This is a genomic window from Pedobacter glucosidilyticus, from assembly GCF_002483235.1.
Taxonomy (GTDB): domain Bacteria; phylum Bacteroidota; class Bacteroidia; order Sphingobacteriales; family Sphingobacteriaceae; genus Pseudopedobacter; species Pseudopedobacter glucosidilyticum_B.
In genome coordinates this window covers 1-19,975 of the sequence record NZ_DLHN01000015.1, presented here as the reverse complement: position 1 = coordinate 19,975, position 19,975 = coordinate 1, and the positions used below count along the sequence as shown (strand labels likewise).

The 19,975-nt window shown below is 33.1% G+C and carries 18 protein-coding genes and 1 tRNA gene; 6 read left to right on the top strand and 13 right to left on the bottom strand.

Features of this window, described 5'->3' with window-relative positions; all coding sequences use genetic code 11:
* The first annotated feature begins 3 nt into the window (after nucleotides 1-3).
* The 3 genes from B2745_RS03350 (at nucleotide 4) to B2745_RS03340 (ending at nucleotide 4,169) form a co-directional block, all read left to right on the top strand.
* The gene (locus B2745_RS03350; protein ID WP_304063680.1) at nucleotides 4-1,512 is read left to right on the top strand and encodes a hypothetical protein; all 1,509 of its coding nucleotides are present in this window, start codon (nucleotides 4-6) and stop codon (nucleotides 1,510-1,512) included.
* An 8-nt stretch (nucleotides 1,513-1,520) separates the two neighbouring features.
* On the top strand, nucleotides 1,521-3,245 hold the full coding sequence (locus tag B2745_RS03345; protein ID WP_304063677.1) for a sulfatase family protein: 1,725 nt from the start codon (nucleotides 1,521-1,523) through the stop codon (nucleotides 3,243-3,245).
* Between the two features lie 258 nt (nucleotides 3,246-3,503).
* Complete coding sequence (locus B2745_RS03340; protein WP_304063674.1) at nucleotides 3,504-4,169, top strand: hypothetical protein; 666 nt, start codon at nucleotides 3,504-3,506, stop codon at nucleotides 4,167-4,169.
* A 98-nt stretch (nucleotides 4,170-4,267) separates the two neighbouring features.
* Here the strand turns inward: B2745_RS03340 and ytxJ are convergent, their stop codons facing one another.
* From ytxJ to B2745_RS03320, 4 genes are all read right to left on the bottom strand, one after another.
* A complete protein-coding gene (gene ytxJ, locus B2745_RS03335) occupies nucleotides 4,268-4,594 on the bottom strand; it encodes a bacillithiol system redox-active protein YtxJ (RefSeq protein WP_026904373.1) in 327 nt (108 codons plus the stop codon).
* A complete protein-coding gene (locus B2745_RS03330) occupies nucleotides 4,591-5,322 on the bottom strand; it encodes a DUF6503 family protein (RefSeq protein WP_304063671.1) in 732 nt (243 codons plus the stop codon). Before B2745_RS03330 ends, ytxJ begins: the two co-directional genes overlap by 4 nt.
* A gap of 186 nt (nucleotides 5,323-5,508) precedes the next feature.
* Nucleotides 5,509-6,000, bottom strand: coding sequence for a 6,7-dimethyl-8-ribityllumazine synthase (gene ribH / locus B2745_RS03325; RefSeq protein WP_304063668.1), 492 nt, complete (start codon nucleotides 5,998-6,000; stop codon nucleotides 5,509-5,511).
* A 60-nt stretch (nucleotides 6,001-6,060) separates the two neighbouring features.
* On the bottom strand, nucleotides 6,061-6,732 hold the full coding sequence (locus B2745_RS03320; protein WP_026904370.1) for a YfgM family protein: 672 nt from the start codon (nucleotides 6,730-6,732) through the stop codon (nucleotides 6,061-6,063).
* Between the two features lie 177 nt (nucleotides 6,733-6,909).
* On the opposite strand from B2745_RS03320, the gene recF reads away from it, so the two are divergent.
* On the top strand, nucleotides 6,910-8,019 hold the full coding sequence (gene recF, locus B2745_RS03315; protein ID WP_304063666.1) for a DNA replication/repair protein RecF: 1,110 nt from the start codon (nucleotides 6,910-6,912) through the stop codon (nucleotides 8,017-8,019).
* Nucleotides 8,006-8,296 carry a DUF721 domain-containing protein gene (locus B2745_RS03310; protein WP_026904368.1) on the top strand — a complete coding sequence of 97 codons (291 nt, stop codon included), beginning with the start codon at nucleotides 8,006-8,008 and terminating at the stop codon, nucleotides 8,294-8,296. Before recF ends, B2745_RS03310 begins: the two co-directional genes overlap by 14 nt.
* A gap of 253 nt (nucleotides 8,297-8,549) precedes the next feature.
* Here B2745_RS03310 and B2745_RS03305 read toward each other — a convergent pair whose 3' ends face one another.
* The 3 genes from B2745_RS03305 to B2745_RS03295 all read right to left on the bottom strand — a co-directional run bounded on the left by B2745_RS03305 (nucleotide 8,550) and on the right by B2745_RS03295 (nucleotide 10,212).
* Nucleotides 8,550-9,128: a 50S ribosomal protein L25/general stress protein Ctc gene (locus tag B2745_RS03305; protein WP_026904367.1), complete on the bottom strand. Its 579-nt coding sequence runs from the start codon at nucleotides 9,126-9,128 to the stop codon at nucleotides 8,550-8,552.
* Nucleotides 9,129-9,140: 12 nt separating this feature from the next.
* Nucleotides 9,141-10,076, bottom strand: a complete 936-nt coding sequence (locus tag B2745_RS03300; RefSeq protein ID WP_039452120.1) for a ribose-phosphate pyrophosphokinase — start codon at nucleotides 10,074-10,076, stop codon at nucleotides 9,141-9,143.
* 65 nt (nucleotides 10,077-10,141) lie between these two features.
* Nucleotides 10,142-10,212: transfer RNA gene (locus B2745_RS03295), tRNA-Gln, on the bottom strand.
* Nucleotides 10,213-10,458: 246 nt separating this feature from the next.
* On the opposite strand from B2745_RS03295, the gene B2745_RS03290 reads away from it, so the two are divergent.
* On the top strand, nucleotides 10,459-13,482 hold the full coding sequence (locus B2745_RS03290) for a DUF2723 domain-containing protein (protein ID WP_304063663.1): 3,024 nt from the start codon (nucleotides 10,459-10,461) through the stop codon (nucleotides 13,480-13,482).
* Between the two features lie 103 nt (nucleotides 13,483-13,585).
* Here the strand turns inward: B2745_RS03290 and B2745_RS03285 are convergent, their stop codons facing one another.
* From B2745_RS03285 to B2745_RS03260, 6 genes are all read right to left on the bottom strand, one after another.
* Entirely contained in the window at nucleotides 13,586-14,410 is an 825-nt protein-coding gene (locus B2745_RS03285; RefSeq protein ID WP_304063660.1) for an enoyl-ACP reductase FabI, read from the bottom strand.
* 79 nt (nucleotides 14,411-14,489) lie between these two features.
* Complete coding sequence (gene recN, locus B2745_RS03280) at nucleotides 14,490-16,151, bottom strand: DNA repair protein RecN (RefSeq protein WP_304063657.1); 1,662 nt, start codon at nucleotides 16,149-16,151, stop codon at nucleotides 14,490-14,492.
* 7 nt (nucleotides 16,152-16,158) lie between these two features.
* Entirely contained in the window at nucleotides 16,159-17,058 is a 900-nt protein-coding gene (locus B2745_RS03275; protein ID WP_304063654.1) for a DUF4835 family protein, read from the bottom strand.
* Entirely contained in the window at nucleotides 17,055-18,248 is a 1,194-nt protein-coding gene (gene coaBC / locus B2745_RS03270; protein ID WP_304063704.1) for a bifunctional phosphopantothenoylcysteine decarboxylase/phosphopantothenate--cysteine ligase CoaBC, read from the bottom strand. The genes B2745_RS03275 and coaBC overlap by 4 nt, the downstream gene beginning before the upstream one ends.
* A gap of 96 nt (nucleotides 18,249-18,344) precedes the next feature.
* Nucleotides 18,345-18,677, bottom strand: a complete 333-nt coding sequence (locus B2745_RS03265; RefSeq protein WP_026904359.1) for a DNA-directed RNA polymerase subunit omega — start codon at nucleotides 18,675-18,677, stop codon at nucleotides 18,345-18,347.
* The gene (locus tag B2745_RS03260; RefSeq protein WP_304063651.1) at nucleotides 18,661-19,536 is read right to left on the bottom strand and encodes an outer membrane protein assembly factor BamD; all 876 of its coding nucleotides are present in this window, start codon (nucleotides 19,534-19,536) and stop codon (nucleotides 18,661-18,663) included. The genes B2745_RS03265 and B2745_RS03260 overlap by 17 nt, the downstream gene beginning before the upstream one ends.
* Between the last annotated feature and the right edge of the window lie 439 nt (nucleotides 19,537-19,975).

Below are 19,975 nucleotides of genomic sequence, written 5' to 3'. Positions count from 1 at the left end.
ATCATGAAAAAAACAGGTATTCAATTTTTGATTCTTAGCTTTTTAGCGATAACAGCTTATGCACAGGAAATCAAGTTAAGTAAAGGTGTATCTCATAACGTCAAGTCTAATTATGTAGGCTTAAATGGTAATGTTGGCACCAATAATATGCCTTGGGATAATAACAATTTACTAAATGGTTTTGTAAAATCTGGAGCAAGAACCATCAGGTATCCTGCGGGAACCATCGCCAATACTTGGGATTGGGATAGAGGATGGATAGACCCTACCGTACCCGATAGTTTATTAATCAATTGGGTAGTATCAGAAGGGTGGAAAAACTTCAAAATCAGTTATCCACTAGAGAATTTTAAAAAAGCCATAGATGCCAGCAAAGCAGAACCTGTGTATGTGCTTAATATGTTATCAAAAGATTTAGAACACGCTTTAAGAGGCTTACGTAGGGCAAAAGCTTTAGGTTTACCGGTAAGATATGTGGAAATGGGTAATGAGCTTTATTTTAATCTTAAACTAGAGATGTCTAGATTTCCAACACCAGAAGACTATGGCAAAACCTGTTACGAATGGATTAAAGCTATCAAAGAAGAATTTCCGGAAGTAAAATGTGCCGTAGTAAGTTGGGAGGCTGTCAGAAGCGAAAGGCATAAAAACTGGACAGAACGTGTGCTCAAATATGCAACCAATGCTGATGCTGTAATTTTTCATGTTTACACTCCTTTTGGTTTAGATGGGGCGCAAGAAAGGGCAAATAATCAAGCCGGACAAGAAGGACTAACCACCGGAGGCAACCTAAGTAACAATCTTAAATTAAGGCAACAACAAGAATTAGCATTACTTAATATAGATAGCAATTTTCAAAAAATGATGCTAAAAGCATTAGAAGTAGCCAACAGACATAAAGAAATGCGTGTCCCTCTGGATAAAAAAATATGGGCTACAGAGTTTAATGTTAGAGCAGACAATAGCGCCATTAGAGGAACTTGGGCAAATACCTTATTTATCAGTACTTTTTATTTGGCGTTTTTGAAAAATCCACAAATAGAAATTACACATTTTCATAATATCATTGGGCCCATATTTGGCGCTCTTTACAATAATGATAGAGGTTTTAGTCATCTACAAAATGAGAAGATAATTAGCAAGCCATGGTCTTTAAGCGCAGGCGGATTGGCCATGAAAACATTTGCACAATTAACAGAAATTGGAGGAGAAGCCACTGAAATCATTTTTAAAAATAATACACTATTAGCAAGCAATCAACATCACTCGCTACAAGCTCTACAAGGTTGGGTCATCAATAATTCATCCTCATCAAGAGCTATCATCATCAATTTTTCATCCCAGAGAAAGAAAATTACTATACCTGATTTTCTACATAAACATCATTACAGCATGCAAAGCGCAGTATTACAACATTATGTAATGGATATAGAAGGTTTAAAAATAATGACAGGAATTACTGCTAAAGAATTGTTTTTAGAACCTTACAGTATCACTACTTTTTTAAAATAATAGAGCTTATGATTTTTAATACATTTATAAATTCCCCAGCCAAAAAAGTAAGTAAATTAATAGCTTTTATGCTATGTTTTGGAGCCCCAGTTAGTACTTACGCCCAAGAAGAAAAACCAAACATTATTTGGATTATGGCAGAAGATATTAATAACCATTTAGGCAGCTATGGAGAAGAAATAGTACATACCCCAAATATAGATTGGTTGGCAAAAAATGGCGTTCAATACCAAAATGCTTTTACTGTTTCTGGAGTTTGTGCGCCTAGTAGGGCAGCCATAGTTACCGGCATGTATAGTACAAGTATAGGCACACAGCACATGAGGCAAGCCAAAAGCCTTACACCTTATGCTGGAGTGCCTTTTTATAATGCAGTGCCTCCGGCTTACGTAAAAGCTTTTACAGAGTATCTTAGGATAAATAATTATTTCTGTACCAATAGCTTTAAAACAGATTATCAGTTTGGAACCCCATTTACCGTTTGGGATAGCCATACTTTAACGGCCGGTTGGTGGGATAGAGAAGATAAAACTCAGCCTTTCTTTTCATGTTTCACCTACCAAACCACGCATGAGATTAATACCTGGCCAGATAGTACCAAGCTTAGATTTTTTAAAGAATTTAATGTTGATTTAAAGCGCTTGGAAGAAGACGTAAAATCAAGACCCGTTTTAGAAGAAAAGTATATCATTAATCCGGCAAAAGTTAAATTACCTCCTTACTATCCGGATGATACTATTGTAAGACAAGATTATGCCAGACACCTCACCAATATAAATAGGATGGATACTCAGGTTGGTAAATTAATCAATAGGCTTAAAGCCGATGGATTATTAGACAATACCATCATATTTTTTATGGGCGATAATGGTGACGGCTTACCAAGAAGTAAAAGATGGATGAATGATGGAGGTATACATGTACCCTTAATTATTTATACTCCAGAAAAGTGGAAAAACAAGATAAAAGGTCAATTAAGCGGTATAAATGAAGAACTTATCAGTTTTGTAGACCTAGCGCCAACCGTACTTTCTATCGCTGATATACCAATACCTAATCATATACAAGGACAAGCGTTTTTGGGCAAACAAAAATCAGCACAAGCCAGAACTTATGTTTTTGCTGGTAGAGATAGGATGGATGCCAAATACGATTTACAAAGAGCCGTTAGAACTAAACAATTTAAATACATAAAAAATTATTGGCCCGATACCGCTTATAATCAGTATTTAGATTTTATGTATCAAGCCCCTATCATGAAAAGAATTGATAGTTTATACCACCGCAAAAGCCTTAATAGTGTTCAGTCTGCATGGATGGAAGCATCTAAGCCAGCAGAAGAATTATATGATGTGATAAAAGATCCATTTGAGCTTCAAAACTTAGCCTTACAACCAGCATACCAAGCTGTATTAGACACCATGCGTACAGCATTGTACAAGTGGCAGAAGAAATATGGAGATTGGCTAGATACTCCAGAAATTATACAAGCCGAAAAAATGTGGCCTGGTGGCAAGCAACCTTTAACATCTTTACCAGAATACGAGCAAAAAGATGGTTTTATCAATTTAAAATGTAAAACAGAAGGAGCTTCCATAGCCTATAAATACGATGGAGATAAATATTGGAAGCTGTATAATAAGCCTTTTAAATCCATGAAAAAAGATATAGAAGTAAAAGCAGTAAGGTATGGATACAAAGAAAGCGATGTTATAACTATTGCGAGTAAATAAATTTGATAATTAATATTATTAAATAAGACAGCCAAATACCTTTTTTACCAGATCATACTAAGCTGTTCGAGATGTTAGCTTGCTCATCTCGAACTTCAGATAAAAAGGGATTTGTAATCCGGAAATAAGCACTTTAGCAATAATAGTTATCATGATTTGGCAAGTAAGTACAAGAAGTTATGGAGAAGAATTAAGTAAATTGTTTAATTTGTATTGCTTAAAAGAATAAACAATTTAAAACAGAAATAATCTATCAAAATGAAAATTTTCAAGATTGCAATTAGTATCATCTGCATTTTATGCCTAGGAAGTTGTGCTGTTAAACTACCTTTAAACAAACAGTTTTATGAATCTAAGAAAGTAGGTGTTATCATACATGTAGATAGCATTGGGTTAGCAAAAGCAGGCGCACAAGGTCTTTTAGATATGGCTTTAACACCAGGTGATAAGTATACCAAGCCACTTCAAACTATAGAGCCACAGGTTAATCCATCCAAATTGCTTAAGAATGAGATTTCTGATATTTTAAAATCAAGAAATAAAGATTTCATACTCATTGATGCCAATTTAAAAGATGAAAATTTCAGCAAATTTGATACACCTGATACTGATAAAAAATATTACAAAAAAGATATTAGAGCTTTAAAATCAAAATATAATGTTGATGAAATATTATACGCAGAAGTAAAATACGGTATACTCGTAAGTTATTATAGCATGATTGAAATAGATAGACAGGGCTATATGAATATCTCAACCAGTATCATTGATTTACAAGATAATTCATTATTATTATCAGACCGTATCAGTTCTGTTGCTCCTATTAAAGGGAATTGGAAAGAGGAGCCTGAATATATAAATTTAAAAACCTCGATTCAAAATGCTATAGATAAGACTATTACCACTTGGAAAACAAAATTTTAATCATCTAGCTATTATCACTTTTTGGCAAGTATAAAGAGGGGCTAGGTAAATAAAAGCTCTTGCGCCTTATACTTCTGCAAAAGTGTGCATCAAAATTGTTATATCATTTCCACAACTTCTTCCAGATTGATTTCTCCATGAGATTGATCTAAAATACACGCTCCATTTTGAATAAGCAGTAATTGAGGAGATTCATGATGAACCTGAAATAAATCAGCAATTTGGTTAGAGATATTTCTGTAATTTAAAAGGTCTAAGTAATAACAAGATAAATTTTCAGGAACAATATCTCCATCCATATCCAGTCTTTTCTTTGCCATCATACTGATAGAACATCTGGTACTGTGCTTAAAAATAACACTATTCCCTTGTTTATTTTTTATCTCGTTTAATTGTTCTTCGCTCTCTAAATTAATCCAGTTCATGGTTTTATAAATATTTGTTGATTAACTTTCTGCAAAACTTTAGTATTTGGGAAAGAAATAGTTGAGTTATTACTATTATTTGTTTTGCTGGTAGATAATTTTACCCCGTTCCCTATTTCTAAGTAAGGAGACCAGTTAAAAATATTAGCATTTTTTTGATTTTGTAGCAAGAACTTCCATTTTTCTATTTCGCCATTGGCAAGGTTAATATAGAGCCAGTATTGGTCGCCAGGTGTTAAACCAACCTTGTCAAAATTTAAATTCAATACCTGATACTCTTTACCATCTATAGTTTCATTAGCTATCAAAGTGGTATTTACACCAGGGTCTTCAATTTTAGAAGGCACCAACAGCCAATAAGTATCATTAATATAAGAAGCATAAGCTTTTTTTATAGCAGCTTCATTTAAAGAGTCGCTTAAAAGAACACCATTTTCATAAGCTTTACCTTTTTTTGTATTGATGTTAAACAAGATTACTTGTTTCTTGTCATTGTTGGTTTGCTCAAATCTATAGTTGCCAGTATAACGGTCCCATAAATGGTTTCTTGATGTAGCAATCTTATCATTTCGCTTAACTTCAAAGGTAAACTGTATGTATCTACTCTTCTCAAAGTTTTGCTTGCCGCCAATAGCAGTCCAAATTTTATCAATCACAACATTTTTATCTTGTGCTAAAGCAGTTAAGCACAAGGCAATAAAAAGGCATGAAAAAAATAATTTTTTCATATTAAAATTTTAAAGGATTAAGGATTATCTTCTTCCTCTAGCCTGAGGATAAGAACTATAAGCTGGGCAAAGTTTAGAAGAACAAGATTCTAGAATCGTGATGCTTGCAATTAAAACTAATGCTATAAAGACAAATTTCTTCATTGATAAATCTACAATATATAAATTTATGTAAAGCTAATATAATTATTTTAAACTCTTAGCCATATCTGCAATTTTTATTGCAGTAATAGCAGCCTCGTCGCCTTTGTTGCCATGCTTACCTCCAGCTCTGTCTAAAGCTTGTTCTTGGTTATCCGTAGTTAATACACCAAAAATAACAGGTTTTGTATGTTTAATACCTACTTCTGCAATTCCATTAGCCACAGCATTACAGATGAAATCAAAATGTCGGGTCTCGCCTTGTATTACACAGCCTAAGCAAATGACTGCGTCTAATTGTTGCTTACTTAGCAAAATATCTGCGCCAGCAATCAACTCATAGCTTCCTGCAACTTCAACAGAGATGATATTTTCTTCTTCTGCACCATATTTAAGTAAAGAGTCATAAGCTCCTTGGTATAATTTCCCTGTTACCTCTGCATTCCATGCTGCTACCACAATACCGAAACGGAAAGGTTTAGCTGATGGTACTGTTGTATGAGAAAAATCTGATAAATTTTTTAAGTGACTTGCCATAATATCCAAAAAAAAAGGTTAGCCATTAAAGCTAACCTGATGTAAATTTCTTTTATATAACTATTTTCCTTCTACTCTAGCTATATACATATCAATGTTAAAAGCTACAGTACTCTCAGGAAAATCATTTTTAATTTTATTATAGGTTTCTAAAGCAGATTTAAAATCTTTTTGCTCCTCATAAACTAAACCTAGTTTTTTAAGATAGATAGGAGCAGCAAATTGGTTATTACCTTTAGAAATTGCTTTGTTATAATAAGTAATGGCTTTATCATATTGCTTTAACTCAACAAAAGCATCACCAGCACCGCCAAGCGCTAAAGGAGCAATAACTTCATCAGAACCGCTATAGTTGGTTAAGTTGTCTGCTGCTTTCTGGAACTCACCCTTGTTTAAATAAGCTATACCCAAATAGTAATAAGCCAGATTGGCCGATTTTGTATTATCATATTCTTCTATGATTTTCTCAAAACCAGGGAAATTACCATCACCTTTTATGGCTTTATCCCAGTCTTTTTGTTCCCAATACTGTTGTGCTTTATAGATTTGGTTTAAAGCATCCGTTTCTCTTGGAGCTAAATAAAACTTTTGATAAGCAAAAAATAATAATATTAATCCTACTACAGCACCACCTATAATAAGAAGACTTTTACGGTTTTCTTGAATGAAGCTTCCTGTTTTACCTAAAGAACTTGCTACTTCTGGTGTACTATCAATCTGTGTGTTCGACATTTTGGTTTTATTAAAGATTGCAAAAATAGTGTTTTCATTAAAAACAACAACTCTTATATTTAAATAATTACGATATAATTCACTAATATTCAATTACTATACTTTAAAAGGATTTTTTGAAGGTAAATTCTTTAATAATAATACAGTGAAGAAGCCCTATATAGTTAACTTTGTTATATGTACTTGAAAAATCTTTCACTTGTAAATTTTAAAAACTATGACGAGGCAGAGCTAGTTTTCTCTGACGGTGCAAACGCTTTTACGGGTGATAACGGAGCAGGTAAAACAAACCTACTGGATGCCATACATTATTTGTCTCTATGTAAAAGTTATTTCAATCCAATTGATAGTCAGCAAATTAAACAAGATAGAGACTTATTTATGATACAAGGGAAATTTGATAAGGATAATCAAGAAGAGTTTATTGCTTGTGGTGTAAAGAAAAATCAAAAAAAACAGTTTAAAAGGAATAAAAAAGAGTATACAAGGTTGGCAGACCATATTGGCTTATTCCCTTTAGTAATGATTTCTCCAAATGATATAAGCTTAATTTTAGATGGGAGCGAGGAACGTAGAAAATTTATAGATAATGTGATTTCTCAAACAGATCATCATTATTTGGATGAATTAATTACTTATAATAAAAGTTTACTCAATAGAAATGCCTTATTAAAAAGAATTGCAGAAACCGGTAGGTATGACCCAACTTTACTAGAAATTTTTGATGAGCAGCTGGTAAACTCTGGAATGAAGATTTTTGAGAAGAGAAAGCAGTTTATGGAGTCTTTTACCATTATTTTTAACGAACATTATCAATATTTAAGTGATGATGCTGAGCAAGTTTCATTAACTTACGACTCAATGTTGTTAAATGGTGATTTTGATACTTTATTAAAGAGTGCAGCAGAAAAAGATAAAATTTTACAAAGAACCACTGTAGGTATCCATAAAGACGAATTGCAATTTACCATACATGGTATGCCACTTAAGAAATTTGGTTCTCAGGGGCAACAAAAATCTTTCCTGATAGCCTTAAAATTGGCAAAATATAGTTTCCTCAATCAACAAAAAGGCTACAAACCCTTATTATTATTAGATGATATTTTTGATAAACTGGATGATAAGAGAATTACAAAATTAATGAAAATGGTCTCTGAAGATGATTTTGGGCAAATTTTTATTACAGATACTAATCCAGAAAGGTTAAAAGCCATTTTTAACTCCATTCATGTTAAGCTTAATTTATTTACAATAGAAAATCAAATCATCCGTAATGAGCAGAACTAATGATAAAACCTTAAAAGAGGCATTAGAGCAGATGCTTAAAGCTTATCGGTTAAAAGGTAAATATGATGAAACTTTTGCTGTTTCTTCTTGGGAAGCTGTGGTAGGTAAGGCTGTGGCCAATAGAACTAAAGAAATTTATATCAGAGATAAAAAGCTTTTTGTTAGGATAGAATCATCCGTGGTAAAGAATGAGTTGGTAATGATGCGCTCAAAAATTTTGGAAAGCCTAAATGAGAAAACTGGGGCTGAGGTGGTATCGGATATCGTTTTTCTATAACTTACTTTCTTTTACTGATAAAGAAAAATATCAAAGTACTTAAACAAGCAGTAAAAAAAGCTCTCGCAAGAAACACACTATTTAGCTCTTCTTGGAATAAAAGTATTCCTATCAAAGGCGAAACAATTAATACTACGAAAAAGAATAGCAGGTATTTCTTCTCTAAAATTTGCATGCTTAAAATCTGTATATTTCCATTGTAAACAAAAAAAGACTGTCAAGCGACAGTCTTTCTTCAATTCTTTAAAGCTAATTATTTTTTGTTAGCTTCTTGCTCTGCTTGTTTTAAAGCTCTAGACATAATTACAGAAACAATAGTATCTTCACCAACATTGGTAATGCTATATCCTTCTGGTTTTAAATCACGAACACGAGTAGATTTACCTACTTCTAAAGGCTCTAAAGAAACTTCAACATATTGAGGCATATCTTTAGGCAAAGCGTTAACTTTTAATTTACGTAACTTTTGAACTAATTTACCACCCATCTTAACACCTGGAGAAGTACCAGTTAATTTAACAGGGATTTCCATGGTTACTTTTTTATCATCAAATAACTGTAAGAAATCTACGTGTAAGATTTGCTCTGTTAATGGATGAAACTGAATTTCTTTTAAAATAGCTTTGGTTTTTTTACCAGCAATTTCTAATTCGGCAAAGTTTACGTCTGGAGTGTAAACTAAATCTCTTAATGATGGTGCTTCAACAGCAAAGTGAATTTGCTCTTTTCCGCCGTATAATACAGCTGGCACTTTACCCGAGTAACGAAGCTCCTTAGCGTCGCGTTTCCCTACGTTCTCTCTTGGAGAACCGCTAATTGCGATTGATTTCATGTTTGTTATATATTAAATTTTAAAAAGTTCACTAATTGATGCATGCTCGTTTACGTTAGTAATGGCTTTCGCAAATAAGTCTGCAGTTGATAATATTTTAATTTTACTACTCTCTTTTTTAACAGGTATAGTATCGGTAACAATAATTTCTGTTAAAGCAGAGTTCTCTATCGTTTCATACGCATTGCCAGATAATACAGCATGTGTACAAACAGCTCTTACACTTTTAGCTCCCTTTTCCATAATTAAAGCCGCTGCTTTAGAAAGGGTGCCGGCCGTGTCGCAAATATCGTCAATTAAAACGATATCTTGCCCGGTAACATCGCCTATAATAGACATTGACTCTATTTCGTTCGCTCTTTTTCTTCTCTTATCACAAATAACAACCTCAGCATTAAAGAATTTTGCAAATAAACGAGCCCTGTAAGAGCCGCCCATATCTGGTGAAGCAATGGTTAAATTTTCTAATCCTAAGCTTTTAATGTAAGGCACAAAAATAACCGCAGCATCCAAATGGTCTACTGGGATATCAAAAAAAGCCTGTATTTGTGCGGCGTGTAAATCCATAGTCATTACACGGTGTGCACCAGCGGCAGTTAATAAATTAGCCACTAGCTTAGCGCCGATAGCTACTCTGGGTTTATCTTTTCTATCCTGACGAGCGTAACCAAAATAAGGGATAATCACATTGATATAATGTGCCGATGCTCTTTTAGCAGCATCTATCATCATCAATAACTCAAAAAGATTATCATTTGGTTGGCAGGTAGATTGTACTAGGAAAACATCACAACCTCTGATAGATTCATCGAAAGAAGGTTGAATTTCGCCATCTGAAAAACGAGATAGCTTAATATCACCGAGTTCTTTTCCGTACGACTTAGCAATTTTATCAGCAAGAGTTCTTGTTGCAGATCCTGAAAAGAGTTTTACTGGATTAGAAGGCATGAGCTTTCGATTCGATTTTAAAAAAAATCAGATTGTGGCTTTCACAATCTGATTTTAATTTTTAGTTGCCCGACCAGGATTCGAACCTAGACAAACGGTACCAAAAACCGTCGTACTACCATTATACTATCAGGCAATCTCCAATTTCAAGTATTCCCGAAATGGAATGCAAATATAGCCTCATTACAGAAAGCATGCAAATTTTTTTTAAAATTTTTAAAGACGCTTTAGCTATCAAAATAATAAAAAGTGTAACTGCTTGTTTTATAGTGGTAATTCAGAGTGAAATAAATCTTAGTAGCTGGTTAATATTTGTTAAAGTCCTGTTTTATTCATTTCAAATAGTTATTTTCGGCCAATAAAGAATCAATTTAAATAGAAAATGGCCTATAAGAAGATTAATAATTTACTGGGTTGGTTTAGCTTTTTAGTAGCTGCGGTGGTTTATACCTTAACATTAGAACCAACTTCAAGTTATTGGGATTGCGGAGAATTTATCTCTGCGGCGTATAGATTACAAGTAGTACACCAGCCTGGTGCTCCTTTATTTTTAATGATTGGAAGAATTTTTAGTCTTTTTGCTGGCAGCGAGGATAAAATAGCTTTTTGGGTGAATATGAGTTCTGCTTTATCTAGTGCGGCTACAATTTTGTTCCTCTTCTGGACGATAACAGCTTTAGCAAAGAAAGTTGTAATGCCAGGAAAGCAAGAACCTGCATTGGCACAGCTTATTACCATTATGGGGGCAGGTTTGGTAGGTGCATTAGCTTATACTTTTTCTGATACGTTTTGGTTTTCAGCAGTTGAGGCAGAAGTTTATGCGATGTCATCACTTTCTACAGCAGTAGTTTTTTGGGCCATTTTAAAATGGGATGCTCATGCAGATGAACCTCAGGCAGATAAATGGCTGTTATTTATAGCCTACATCATGGGTTTATCTATTGGTATTCACTTACTAAATCTTTTGGTGATACCTGCTATGGCGGTTATTTATTATTTTAGAAGAACAAAGCAAGCTACTACCAAAGGTACCTTTATAGCTTTAATTATTGGGGTGGTTGTTTTAGGTTTTATCCAATATGGTATTATCCAATATTTAGTAAAATTTGCTGCAAACTTCGATTTGTTCTTTGTAAATACACTAGGGATGGGCTTTGGTACCGGTGTTATCTTTTTTGCTTTCCTTATTGTTGGAGCTGTGGCGTGGCTGCTTTACTATTCTGTTCAAAAAAGCAAGCCAGTTTTAAATTTAGCGGTTCTCTCTTTTTTACTTATCATTTTTGGTTACAGCTCTTATGCTATGATTGTGATTAGGGCTAAAGCTGATACCAATTTAAATAATAGCGATCCTGAAAATGTATTTGCTTTATTGGGTTATTTAAACAGAGAGCAGTATGGCGATAGACCTCTGTTATACGGGCAATACTTTGATAGTAAAGTTATAGATTCCAAAGAAGGTTCAACAAGCTATCGTAAGGGTAATGATAAATATGAGGTAACAGGTAAAAAACAATCTTATGTTTACGATAGAAATACATTATTTCCAAGAGTTTACAGTGAGGAAGGAAACCACGTTGCCGTTTATCGTGATTGGTTAGATATGGGGCCTGATGAAAGCCCTAGTTTTAAACATAATATCGGTTTTTTTAGTACCTATCAGGTTGGGTTTATGTATATGCGCTATTTCTTATGGAATTTTGCTGGAAGACAAAATGACGAACAAGGTATTGGCGATTATACCAAAGGTAATTGGATAAGCGGCATAAAACCTCTTGATGCTTTGCGTTTAGGCGACCAAAATAACCTACCTAAAAGCATGACAGAAAATAAGGCCAACAATAAATTATACTTTTTACCTCTTATTTTAGGGATTCTAGGCGCCTTCTGGCACTTTAAACGTAATCAAAAAGATGCTGGTGTTGTAGCTTTATTATTCTTCTTCACAGGTTTAGCCATTGTTTTGTATCTAAATCAAACACCAAACCAACCACGTGAAAGAGATTATGCTTACGCAGGTTCTTTTTATGCATTTGCCATTTGGATAGGTTTGGGTGTATTTGCTATTAGCGAGTGGTTGAGTAAATTCTTGAATGCTAAAACCGCGGCTGCTTTGGCAACTGTGGTTTGTTTGTTAGCGGCTCCGGTATTAATGGCAAGCGAAGAGTGGGATGATCATGATAGATCTGGAAAAACTACTGCCAGAGATTTAGCGAAAAACTATTTAAATAGTTGCGCTCCTAATGCCATCTTGTTTACTTACGGAGATAACGATACCTATCCTTTATGGTATGTACAAGAAGTTGAGAATTTCAGACCTGATGTAAGAATAGTAAACTTAAGCCTGTTTGATACAGATTGGTATATCAACCAATTAAGAAAGCCTTTTAATGCTTCACAACCTTTACCTATCACGATGGATTCATCAGCTTATGTAACTGGTACACGTGATGTACTTTTTTATCAGGATTTTAATCTTACCGGTAATCAGGAGTTAAGCGATATATTTGAATTTATTACATCAGATAATCCAGAAGCTAAAGTTCAATACCAAAGCGGTAAACAAGAAAACTTCTTGCCTACCAAGAATTTTAAACTTACTGTAAATGCAGATGAGGTTTTAAAAACTAAAACCTTAAGTAATGCAGCAGAAATTGTTCCTGCTTTAGAATGGCAGTTTCCAGGAAATTATATCACTAAAGGGCAATTAGCATTTTTAGATATCTTGATTCATAACAAATGGGAGCGCCCTATTTATTTTGCGTTTACTGTGCCTAGCAGCAATTTCTTTGGCTTAGATAAATACTTATATAATGAAGGTTTTGCCTTAAGATTATTGCCTAAAAACAAAACAGTGATCAATGATAATAATCCATTATCAGAAACTGATGTGGTAAATACTACCGCTATGTATCAAAATATGATGAGTAAATTTATTTGGGGTAATATGAAAACAGCGTCTTATTTAGACCCTGAATCAACCAAAATGGTCTATTTATCTGTAAATAAATTTACAGAGTTAGCCAGAAATTTAATATTTGAAGGCAAAACAGATAGTGCTAGAAACGTTTTAAAAGAGTGTTTGGATAAGTTACCCATCTATACTACTTATGATTCTAATTTTGCACTTAGTAAATATGAATTGGTTGATTTGATGTATCAAGTAGGATTGAAACAAGAGGCGGCTAAGTTGCTAGCGCAAAGTAAAGATTTAATAAAAGGTGAGCTAGATTATCATTACAGCTTAACACAAAATAAAGAAAACTTAGGTATGAGAGATATTCAACTTGGTTTATTTGTATTGGCCCAGTTTGATGATATTACCAAGCGAAATGGAGAAACATCTTTAAATAAAGAAGTTAATGCTTTATTGAGTGATTATGAAAGAAAATTTGGAATGAGTAGATAACAGATAAATCTAGTCTTATAAAAAGAATAGAAATGTTTAATAAAAGAAATGCCTCTAATTTAATTAAAGGCATTTCTTTTTTACTTGGTATTAATCTTATACACTATCCTTCTTCTCCAGCTCCAATAGCTGTCATTACTTCCATACTTACACCTGTTGAAGAGTAACCTCCATCATGGAATAAATTCTGCATCGTAACCATTCTGGTTAAATCAGAGAATAAAGTAATACAGTAATCTGCACAAGATTCTGCATCAGCATTACCTAAAGGCGCAATTTTATCAGCAAAATCATAAAAATCACCAAAACCTTTAATTCCTGTTCCGGCAGTAGTTTTTGTTGGAGATTGAGAAACTGTATTGATACGAACTTTTTTCTCTAATCCGTAATGGTAACCAAAACTTCTTGCTATAGACTCTAGCATAGCCTTAATATCAGCCATATCAGTATAAAAAGGATAAGTACGTTGCGCAGCCATATAAGTTAAAGCAACAACACTTCCTCCTTCGTTTATCGCATCTAATTTTTTTGCTACGGCAAGCATTTTATGTAAAGACATCGCAGATACATCAATACCTTTTGCAAAATAATCGTAATTAGATTCGGTATAAGGGATTTTCTTACGGATATTCACACTCATACCAATCGAGTGTAAAACAAAATCTATTTTACCACCCAAAACCTCTTGAGCTTGAGTATAAAGGTTTGTTAAGTCATCTATGCTAGTTGCATCAGCCGGGATAATTTGAGAGTTAGTTTTCTCCGCAAGTTTATTTATTTCCCCCATACGCATTGCAATAGGAGCATTGGTCAATACAAAAGTAGCACCTTCTTCATGAGCCTTCTCGGCAACTTTCCAGGCGATAGAGTTTTCATCTAAAGCACCTGTGATGATACCACGTTTCCCTTTTAATAAATTATAAGCCATATTTTAATTCTTTTTTAGCTATTAAGCCTAATTGTAATTTGAATGTGTAAAGATTATAAAATTTTATGGATGTTGAAATTTATCCATACAATAATTCTTTGGCATTTTGTATTGCAGAATCTTTTGGATGTTCTCCACTTAGCATTTTGGCTATCTCCAAAATACGTTCTTCGTTGTTAAGTTTTTTAATCTGAGAATAAGTGAAATCGTCTTTTATTTCTTTGTACACATAATAATGAGACTTTCCTTTACTCGCCATTTGCGGTAAATGCGTAATCGTAATTACCTGCATATCTTCAGCTAGCTTTTCCATAATATTGCCAACCTTATGAGCCACTTCTCCAGATACTCCAGTATCAATCTCATCAAAAATAATGGTAGGTAAAGCAGTTTTCTTAGCAATCAAAGATTTAATGCTCAACATCAACCTAGATAACTCTCCTCCAGAAGCAACCTTGCTCAATTCTTGTAACTGATGGCCCTTATTTGCACTAAATAAAAACTTGATTTGGTCTATCCCATCTTGGTCAAAGTTATCTTCTTCTTTAACCCATTGTTCAAGCTTAACATCGGCATTAGCCATACCAATCTCTGTTAAAATTTTGATGATATAATCTTCTATAGCAGGAATAGCATTTTTTCTGTTTAAGCTGATAGTTTTAGCTTGTTTTATAAGAGTAAGTTTTTCTTCTTGTATCTCTTTTTGTAAGCGTTCTATATCTTCATCAGCAAAAAGAATTTTATTAAGTTTGGATGATAACTCTTCCTGATAATTTAAAAGTTCTTGATTACTATTTACGCGATGCTTCTTTTGTAAATTGTAAATTAAATCTAACCTGTCACCTACCAAAGTAGCTTTATTTTCATCAAAAGATATAGTTTGTTCTAAATCCTCTACTTCATTGGCTATATCTTTCAGTTCTATTAAACAACTTTTCAATCTTTCACCTAAAGTGCTTATGTCTTGTTGATATTTTTCAGTTTGTTGTAATTGGTTTGATGCTTCTTTTATTAAACTTAAAGCATTAATTTCTTGATTTTGTAATAGGGTAGAAGCATTTAGAAGATTAGATTTTATCTCTTCTGCATGATTTAATCTTTGCAACTCTTGCTCCAGATTTTCTTGCTCATCTGTACTAAGTTTTGCTTGCTCAAGCTCATCAAATTGAAATTGCAAATAATCAAGTTCTGCTTTTTCTTTTTCACTTTGTTCAATCAATACATCAAGCTGTTTAACTTTCTTTTTATAGATTTTATAAGATGATTTATAGTTTTCAAGCAGTTCTTGATGATTAGACATCAAATCCACTACCAACAACTGAAATTGTTGATTACTGATTTCTAAAGTAGCATGTTGAGAGTGGATATCTATCAGCTGTTCGCCAACTTGTTTCAGCGTAGTTAAATTAACCGGAGTATCATTTATGAAAGCTCTTGATTTTCCATCTAGAGATATTTCTCTTCTCAAAACGGTTTCTTCTTCATAATCTAAATCGTTTTCTTCAAAAAAACTATTTAGTTGGTAGTTTTTTACCCTGAAAAAACCTTCAATAATGCATTTCTTTTGTTGATTGAAGAAGTATTTGCCTTCTGCTCTTTGGCCTAAAATAAGACCTAAAGCACCTAAAATAATAGATTTTCCTGCCCCAGTTTCTCCGGTAAGAATATTTAAATGCTCATCAAAAGAAATATCTAATGAATCTATAAGCGCATAATTCTTAATATGTAATCTGCTTAGCATAGCTAATCTATTTGTTATTTTTTAATGCTTCGTAAGTATTGGTATTCGCGGGGTCTGCAACAACCAAAATATTGTATACTTTTAATTTTTCAGATGGGTCTGATTTTGAAAAAATATTCGTGATTTCATCTGCTTTAGCAGTAAAAAATGCTTGATTAAACATAGCACCCTGTCTTTGTTTATCTATTTCAGATATCCTTGCTAAAGTGGATAAAATAGTCTTTCGGGCTTTTGCTACATTTTCCGCCATCATATCTAAGCCTTCTCTATGGTAATCATAAATAATTTCTCTTAATGGTAAGAAATTCTTACTTGTAATATTTTCTACTAACCAATACCTGTTTCTCAAACCTTCAAAAGCTTTCCAGCCAGAAAATGGAGCATTTTGCGCATTGTTTAAAACATCTTGTGCTTTGTTAAAATAGTTAGTGCCACCTAGCTTATTAAAACTATCATAATCAAGGCCAACAATTACATAAGCATAAAATGCCAGCATCGAGCTTAAATTGTTAATGAAATTTTGATCAGAAAAATCAAGGGGTTGTCCTTCTGAATAAGAGAAATCAAAATTTTTGTCATTAATACTTAACAAAGTAGTATTGTAGGAGCTGTTAAAAACAGGTCTGCTACTAATAATTTGTGCTTCAGCTTTAAAATTACTAGAGCCATCCCACTCTTTAAGATTGATAACAAAATTGCAATCTATTCTCTCTGTAGCTAAAAGCTCATCTCCACACCATTTTCTATTGTTAAGAAAATCAGACATGGCAGTTTCTAATACTTCCAAAGGCCTTTTATTAGTATTTTGAATTTGAGGAGATAATATTTGCACCCTAGCATTTAAATCCTGAGCATAAGATATATAAGACGTAATGCAAAGTATCAAGCTAAAAAGATAATGCTTCATAAATATTTTATTAATGTATTGATAATGTCTTGAGCAACTTCAGATTTTGATTTTAAATCATAAACAGTTTTCGCACCATCTTTTTGAATAATGGTTATTTTATTTAAATCACCTCTAAAACCAGCGCCTTTATCCTTTAATGAATTTAAAACAATGAAGTCTAGATTTTTCTTTTGCAATTTAATTTTAGCATGCTCTTCTTCATTTTCTGTCTCTAAAGCAAAACCAACTAAGATTTGATTTTTTTTGATAGAGCCTAAATATTGAAGAATATCAGTTGTTTTTTTTAGGGTGATATTAAATTCGGCATCACTTTTTTTGATTTTTTGTTCAGCCTTTTGTAGCGGAGTGTAATCTGCAACTGCTGCGCTCATAATACAAGCATCACAATTAGCAAAAGCATGATCAACAGCATTTAGCATCTCCTCTGCTGTGATTACATCAACCCTTTCAATATTTGGATGATAAATTTCTAAAGCTACTGGTCCACTAATCAAACTTACGCTTGCACCAAGTTGTGCACAAAGCTCGGCAATAGCAAAACCCATTTTACCAGATGAATGATTCCCAATAAACCTAACAGGGTCTATCGGTTCAAAAGTTGGTCCAGCCGTTACTAAAATATGTTTACCCTTCAATAGTTGTTTATATTCGAAATGATGAATGACCTGTTTATATATAGCTTCCGGCTCTTCCATTCTACCTTCTCCATAAAGACCACTGGCTAGTTCTCCTTTGCCAGGTTTAATCATAAAATTTCCGTAATTTAATAAGGTTTGGATATTTTTTTGGGTTGATGGATGCTTCCACATATCTAAATCCATAGCAGGAGCAAACATAATAGGACATTTTGCAGACAGATAACATGCACTTAATAAGTTATCACATCCTCCAGAAGCAAATTTGGCTAAAGTATTAGCCGTGATAGGGGCAATTAATATTAAATCTGCCCACAAAGCCAATTCAACATGGTTATTCCACTGGCCTGTATCGGCCTGATAATATGTAGAAAATACTTGATTTTTTGATAGGGTAGATAAGGTTAGAGGAGTTATAAATGCTTTAGCATCATGAGTCATTACTATTTTGACGTTTGCACCAGCTTTAACAAGTAATCTAGTTAATTCTGCCGATTTGTAACTTGCTATACTGCCACAAACGCCAAGTAATATGTTTTTTCCTTCAAGCATCATCAAAAAGTCTTAAAATTTCTCTTAATATTTAAGAGTTAATTATTTAGGCTTTTTGCTAAAACGCTCAGCCTCTAAAGCCAAATATAAAACAAATTATTTTTGTTCTTTAGAAGGATTTCTGTGGTAAACTTTACCATGAATAAATTCGTCAATAGCAATTAAAGAAGCTTTTGGCATTCTTTCATAGTGCTTAGAGATTTCAATCTGTTCTCTGTTTTCAAACACTTCCTCTAAATTGTCATTAGAACTTGCAAACTCAGCTAATTTACCGTGAAGCTCTTCTTTTAAGTTAGCTCCAATTTGATTGGCTCTTTTACTGATAATAACTAAAGACTCATAGATATTCTCAGTCTCAATATCTAATTGTCTTAAATCTCTGGTTACAGTTGTACTAGAAACTGTAGGCTTATTATTGTTGTTGTTCATCTTCTTTTTCTACTTTTTTATTCTCTGAATATGTAGCTAATATTTCCTTTGTTAATGCTATTCCTTTTAATATGTCTTCCTTAAGCTTTTTTGCTTTTTCCGTATAAGTACTACTAGGATACTTTTCCGTAAATCTCTCGTACTCAACTAAAGCTTCATTATATCTATCCTCTTGCTTAATTTCTCTACTATTTTTTGCGTAAAGATATTGAGCTTCTATAATCAAATATTCCATTTCCTCAGCAAATTTCGTGTCCGGAAAATCTTTCATAGAATTTCTAAATGCAATCACTGCTGCCTGGTAATCTCCAATATCCAAAAATAGCTTAGCATTGGCATAAGATTTACGTTCCAACTTATCACGCAAGTCTAAAATTAATTTACTCGCCTCCGCTACCCTTTCACTTCTTGGATAAATATTGATAAATAACTGTAATGATTCTATAGCCTTATAAGTATTATCTTGGTCCAATGAAAAATTCGGAGAATCAAGATAGTAACAATATGCTGTCATAAATCTACACTCTTCAGCTTTAGGACTACTAGGATAAGTGTCTGCAAAAGTTTTAAAATGATATCTAGCAGATAAATAGTCTTTTAACTGATAATTAGTATAGGCGTAATAATAATATAAATCCTCAGCCTCAGATCTTCCTCTATACCTTTGTACCAAGTCATCAAATAAAGTTAATGCTTTGGTATAATCCTTTTTATTATAAAGTTTTATAGCCTCTTGATACTTTTTAGCAACATCATTACTTGTTCTAAGCTTCTCAAATTTGCTTTTACAACTACTCAGGCTTAATCCTACAAATAATAATATTAATCCCAATAATGCTAAGCCTTTATTTTTTAACATGCTGCAAAGATAGTTTAATAAATAATACAAGTCAATTTTTTAATAATTACTAATATATAGTAGATAAATAATTTAAGGTAACTCTTTAACACAATTTAACAGTAAACAGCATGATAAACTCCGTTTTAAACAAACTCAATAGCGTCATTATCCATGCGGGATGCTAAATTGAATACTAAAAAAACTTTTTCATAAAGGAAACCAGGTAGTTATGTTTAGGGTGTTAAAAAAAGATAAAGAAGTATTTGTAAGATAATAAAAAGATGTGCACCTTTGCAGCCCGCAAGGGGGAATGGTTGAAATAGGGAGAGTGATAAGGAGGGAGAGATAGTTAGAGAAAATAGAGGGGATGATAGGGAAATCGAAGAAGGGAGAAATTATTTTCAAAAACATTTTGGTAATAATGAAAAGAGTTATTACCTTTGCAGCCCCGAAAGGG

What these genes read in the sequence shown, in the direction of transcription:
- B2745_RS03350 (WP_304063680.1), top strand. Translation starts at nt 4, where the DNA reads ATGAAAAAAACAGGTATTCAATTTTTGATTCTTAGCTTTTTAGCGATA.
- B2745_RS03345 (WP_304063677.1), top strand. Translation starts at nt 1,521, where the DNA reads ATGATTTTTAATACATTTATAAATTCCCCAGCCAAAAAAGTAAGTAAA.
- B2745_RS03340 (WP_304063674.1), top strand. Translation starts at nt 3,504, where the DNA reads ATGAAAATTTTCAAGATTGCAATTAGTATCATCTGCATTTTATGCCTA.
- ytxJ (WP_026904373.1), bottom strand. Translation starts at nt 4,594, where the DNA reads ATGAACTGGATTAATTTAGAGAGCGAAGAACAATTAAACGAGATAAAA.
- B2745_RS03330 (WP_304063671.1), bottom strand. Translation starts at nt 5,322, where the DNA reads ATGAAAAAATTATTTTTTTCATGCCTTTTTATTGCCTTGTGCTTAACT.
- ribH (WP_304063668.1), bottom strand. Translation starts at nt 6,000, where the DNA reads ATGGCAAGTCACTTAAAAAATTTATCAGATTTTTCTCATACAACAGTA.
- B2745_RS03320 (WP_026904370.1), bottom strand. Translation starts at nt 6,732, where the DNA reads ATGTCGAACACACAGATTGATAGTACACCAGAAGTAGCAAGTTCTTTA.
- recF (WP_304063666.1), top strand. Translation starts at nt 6,910, where the DNA reads ATGTACTTGAAAAATCTTTCACTTGTAAATTTTAAAAACTATGACGAG.
- B2745_RS03310 (WP_026904368.1), top strand. Translation starts at nt 8,006, where the DNA reads ATGAGCAGAACTAATGATAAAACCTTAAAAGAGGCATTAGAGCAGATG.
- B2745_RS03305 (WP_026904367.1), bottom strand. Translation starts at nt 9,128, where the DNA reads ATGAAATCAATCGCAATTAGCGGTTCTCCAAGAGAGAACGTAGGGAAA.
- B2745_RS03300 (WP_039452120.1), bottom strand. Translation starts at nt 10,076, where the DNA reads ATGCCTTCTAATCCAGTAAAACTCTTTTCAGGATCTGCAACAAGAACT.
- B2745_RS03290 (WP_304063663.1), top strand. Translation starts at nt 10,459, where the DNA reads ATGGCCTATAAGAAGATTAATAATTTACTGGGTTGGTTTAGCTTTTTA.
- B2745_RS03285 (WP_304063660.1), bottom strand. Translation starts at nt 14,410, where the DNA reads ATGGCTTATAATTTATTAAAAGGGAAACGTGGTATCATCACAGGTGCT.
- recN (WP_304063657.1), bottom strand. Translation starts at nt 16,151, where the DNA reads ATGCTAAGCAGATTACATATTAAGAATTATGCGCTTATAGATTCATTA.
- B2745_RS03275 (WP_304063654.1), bottom strand. Translation starts at nt 17,058, where the DNA reads ATGAAGCATTATCTTTTTAGCTTGATACTTTGCATTACGTCTTATATA.
- coaBC (WP_304063704.1), bottom strand. Translation starts at nt 18,248, where the DNA reads ATGCTTGAAGGAAAAAACATATTACTTGGCGTTTGTGGCAGTATAGCA.
- B2745_RS03265 (WP_026904359.1), bottom strand. Translation starts at nt 18,677, where the DNA reads ATGAACAACAACAATAATAAGCCTACAGTTTCTAGTACAACTGTAACC.
- B2745_RS03260 (WP_304063651.1), bottom strand. Translation starts at nt 19,536, where the DNA reads ATGTTAAAAAATAAAGGCTTAGCATTATTGGGATTAATATTATTATTT.